Annotated in this window: 4 protein-coding genes; 2 read left to right on the top strand and 2 right to left on the bottom strand. The window is 66.8% G+C overall.

Annotated elements, in window-relative coordinates; translation table 11 throughout:
- Positions 1–419, bottom strand: a 419-nt coding sequence (locus tag EOA27_RS26510; protein WP_127257647.1) for a TAXI family TRAP transporter solute-binding subunit, incomplete at its 3' end; no start/stop codon positions are given.
- A 311-nt stretch (positions 420–730) separates the two neighbouring features.
- Here EOA27_RS26510 and EOA27_RS26505 point away from each other — a divergent pair.
- Entirely contained in the window at positions 731–1,102 is a 372-nt protein-coding gene (locus EOA27_RS26505; protein ID WP_126080298.1) for a YciI family protein, read from the top strand.
- A gap of 6 nt (positions 1,103–1,108) precedes the next feature.
- Positions 1,109–2,317 carry a DUF6596 domain-containing protein gene (locus tag EOA27_RS26500; protein WP_127257645.1) on the top strand — a complete coding sequence of 403 codons (1,209 nt, stop codon included), beginning with the start codon at positions 1,109–1,111 and terminating at the stop codon, positions 2,315–2,317.
- 412 nt (positions 2,318–2,729) lie between these two features.
- On the opposite strand, the gene cysK is transcribed toward EOA27_RS26500, so the two are convergent.
- Entirely contained in the window at positions 2,730–3,710 is a 981-nt protein-coding gene (gene cysK / locus EOA27_RS26495) for a cysteine synthase A (protein ID WP_126080300.1), read from the bottom strand.
- Positions 3,711–3,870 lie beyond the last annotated feature (160 nt).

Genomic DNA, 3,870 nt, shown 5'->3' with positions numbered 1-3,870 from the left:
CCCTTGAGGTCGGCGAGCGTCTTGATGCCGGAGTCCTGGCTGGCGACGATCTGGATATAATTGGGATAGATCGCGGCAATGCCGCGCAACTTGTCGAGCTTGCCCGGGAAGCCGGCTTCGGTGTTGCCCTCGGCGGCCATCTTGACGGAATCGCCGAGCGCGAAGGCGATCTCGCCCTTGCCCTGCTGCAGGAGGTTCAGGTTCTCGACCGAAGCCTTGGTCGCCTGAACCTGCGTGCGTGAGCCCTCTATGCCCTTGCCGTAGATTTCGGACAGCGCGACGCCGAGCGGATAATAGACGCCCGACGTGCCGCCGGTGAGCACATTGATGAACTCCTGCGCCCCGGCCGATACGGCGCCGAGACCGAGCGACAGCGCCAAGGCGCCGGCGGCAACAAATTTCGTCCTGAAATCGAGCATAGGGTTTCCTCTCCTGAAAACAGTCGCGCTGCCGCCTCCCCGGCGCGAGACTCGTGAGTTTAGACGGGAGGAGCCAAATGCCAACCCGCAATTCAACGCATTCTGTTTGACCATGATCCTTTCCAAAAAAACCGGGGCCACTTTTTGGGATCATGATCTGGACGAACGGTTGAGTGGCGGCGAAAAAGCGCCGACTTGCGCTTGGCTGCTTTGGGGACGAAAGATTTTTCCGGCGCCTGTCGAAATCGGTCGATGCCGCACGACATAGGTCGGCACGCAACGACGCGGCCTTCAAGAAACGGGAGAAGACCATGCGATACATGCTTTTGATCTACAATGACGAAGCCGCGATGGCGAATGCTCCAAAGGAGCAGACCCACCAGGTGCTCGCGGCCTATGGCGCCTACACCGAAGCGCTGAAGAAATCCGGGGCGTATATCGCCGGCGAGCGGCTGCGCCCGACCCAGGCGGCCACCTCGGTGCGGCTCACCGGCGGCAAGACCAATGTGCTCGACGGCCCCTATGCCGACACCAAGGAGCAATTGGCCGGCTTCTACATGATCGAGGCGGCCGACATCGACACGGCCATCGAATGGGGCGCGCGCTGTCCCGCGTCCGCCACCGGCACGGTCGAGGTGCGGCCGATCTGGGAAATGGCAGAGTACGTCGCCGCCGCGGAGTGAGCCGCGATGGATGATCGCTCGGAGATCGCGCGGGCGGCGGCGGAAGCGGCCGCCCGGAGCAGCTACGGCAAGCTGGTCGCCTGGCTGGCGGCGCGCACGCGCGACGTCGCCGGCGCCGAGGACGCGCTGGCCGACGCCTTCGCGGCCGCGCTGGAGCGCTGGCCCAGGACTGGCGTGCCGGCGCAGCCGGAAGCCTGGCTGCTCGCGGTGGCGCGCCGGCGCGATGTCGACGCCGTGCGGCGGCGGCTGACCGGCGAGGCGGCGCGCATGAGCGGCGAGGAGCTGCCCGACGACCGGTTGCGGCTGATGTTCGCCTGCGCCCATCCGGCGATCGAAGCCAGCGTGCGCGCGCCGCTGATCCTGCAGACGATCCTCGGCTTCGACGCCGCGACGATCGCCTCTGCCTTCCTGGTCTCGCCGGCGACAATGGGGCAGCGGCTGGTGCGGGCCAAGGCGCGCATCCGCGAGACCGGGATTCCTTTTCGCGTGCCGGAGAAGGCGGAGCTCGGCGAGCGGCTGGGCGCCGTGCTGGAAGCGATCTACGCCACCTTCGCCGAAGGCTGGTCGGATCCGACCGGCACCGACAGCCGCCGGCGCAACCTCGCCGGCGAAGGAATCTGGCTTGGACGGCTGGTCGCCTCGCTGATGCCGGACGAGCCGGAGGCGCTGGGACTGCTGGCGCTGATGCTGTTCGCCGAGGCGCGCCGCTCGGCACGGCGCGGCCCGGATGGAGACTTCGTGCCTTTGGCCGAACAGGATATCGCGCTCTGGGACGACAGCCTGATCGACGAGGCGGAGGCCTTGCTGGCGGGCGCCGCGCAAAGGGGCCTCATCGGCCGCTACCAGCTCGAGGCCGCCGTGCAGTCCGCCCACACGGCGCGCCGGCGCGGCAGCGGCACGGACTGGGCGGCCATCCGCCAGCTTTACGACGCGCTGCTTTCCGTCGCCGGCTCACCGGTGGTGGCGATCAACCGTGCGGTGGCCATCGCCGAAACCGAGGGTGCAACAGCCGGGCTGGCGGCGCTCTATGTGCTGGGCGACGACAAGCGGCTGCAGGACTACCAGCCCTATTGGGCCGCGCGCGCCGGGCTCTTGGCCAGGCTCGGCAACACGAAGCAGGCGGCGCAGGCCTACGACCAGGCGATCGGCCTCGAGCGCGACCCGGCGCTGCGGCGTTTCCTGCAAGGCGAGAAGGCGAAGCTTGTGGGGGGTTAATGTCGGTTTGATCGGTGAGCAGGCGTCATCACCCTTTCCGGGGGATCGCGCAAACGCTGGGGATTGGCGGAAGCCTCTCAACTTCGTCATCCCTGGGCGAAGCAGCCGCGAAGCGGCGTCGCGGAGACCCTGGGATCCATGCCGTGACCTCGATCGTAGGATGCAGCGGAGCAGAATTCTGCACCGTTGCGGCGCGTCGAAGTCACGGAATGGATCCTTGGGTCTGCGCGCGTCGCTTCGCTCCTTGCTCCGCCCGTGGATTGACGAAGTTGGAAGGCTTCAGGCAATCTCCAAGGCATGCGGTCTGCCGAGCCGGCCATGCCAAGCGCCGCCTCGACGACGAAGCCGCCGCTGCCGGCGCGCGTACAGACAATCGTCGGGTCGGTCAAGCCCGCTGATGACGAAGGGCGCCCTAAGCCCCCAGCCCGTCGAACAGAATGGTCGACAGATAGCGCTCGGCGAAGGAGGGGATGACGACGACGAGGTTCTTGCCCTTGTTCTCCGGCCGCGAGCCGACGACGATGGCCGCCTGGAGCGCGGCACCCGAGGAGATGCCGACCGGCACGCCTTCAAGGCGCGCGACCAGGCGGGCATTGGCGACCGAATCCTCGTTCGACACCCTGACGATCTCGTCATAGACGGACGTGTCGAGGATCTTCGGCGCGAAGCCCGCGCCGATGCCCTGGATCTTGTGCGGGCCGGGCTGGCCGCCGGACAGAACCGGGGAGGCCTCCGGCTCGACCGCCACGATATGCAGCGAGGGCTTGCGCTTCTTCAGCACCTGGCCGACGCCCGTGATGGTGCCGCCGGTGCCGATGCCGGCGACGAAGATATCGACCTCGCCATTGGTGTCGTTCCAGATCTCCTCGGCCGTGGTGCGGCGGTGGATCTCGGGATTGGCCGAGTTCTCGAATTGCTGCGGGATGATGGCGTTGGGCAGCGTGGCGGCGAGTTCGTCGGCCTTGGCGATGGCGCCCTTCATGCCTTTCGGCCCTTCGGTCAGCACCAGCTCGGCGCCGAGCAGCGCCAGCATCTTGCGGCGCTCGACCGACATCGTCTCCGGCATGGTGAGGATCAGCTTGTAGCCCTTGGCGGCGGCGGCGAAGGCGAGCGCGATGCCGGTGTTGCCGGAGGTCGGCTCGATCAGCGTGGTCTTGCCGGGCGCAATCTTGCCGGCTTCCTCCAGCGCCTCGATCATGGCGACGCCGATGCGGTCCTTGACGGAGGCGATGGGGTTGAAGAATTCGAGCTTGGCCATCAGGTTGGCGACGATGCCCTTCTCCCTGGCGAACTTGTCCAGCCTGACCAGCGGCGTGTCGCCAATCGTCTCCGTGATCGAATTGAAGACGCGGCCGCGGCCGGGCACGCGCGCGGAGGTGACGGGCTTGTTCATTTGGTTCGCTCCCAGGGCAATGGCATAGGCAAAACAGAATAGGGCTTTCAGCCGCGCAAGATAGGCCGGCCACCTAAAATATCCGAGTGGGGCGGTTGCTGAAAAGCGCGCCGCAGCGGAAATGCATTTTCCGCTGCAGCGGGTTTCAGGAATGGTTTGG

The organism is Mesorhizobium sp. M2A.F.Ca.ET.037.01.1.1 (assembly GCF_003998075.1).
GTDB lineage: Bacteria > Pseudomonadota > Alphaproteobacteria > Rhizobiales > Rhizobiaceae > Mesorhizobium.
This window is presented reverse-complemented; position numbering and strand designations above follow the sequence as displayed.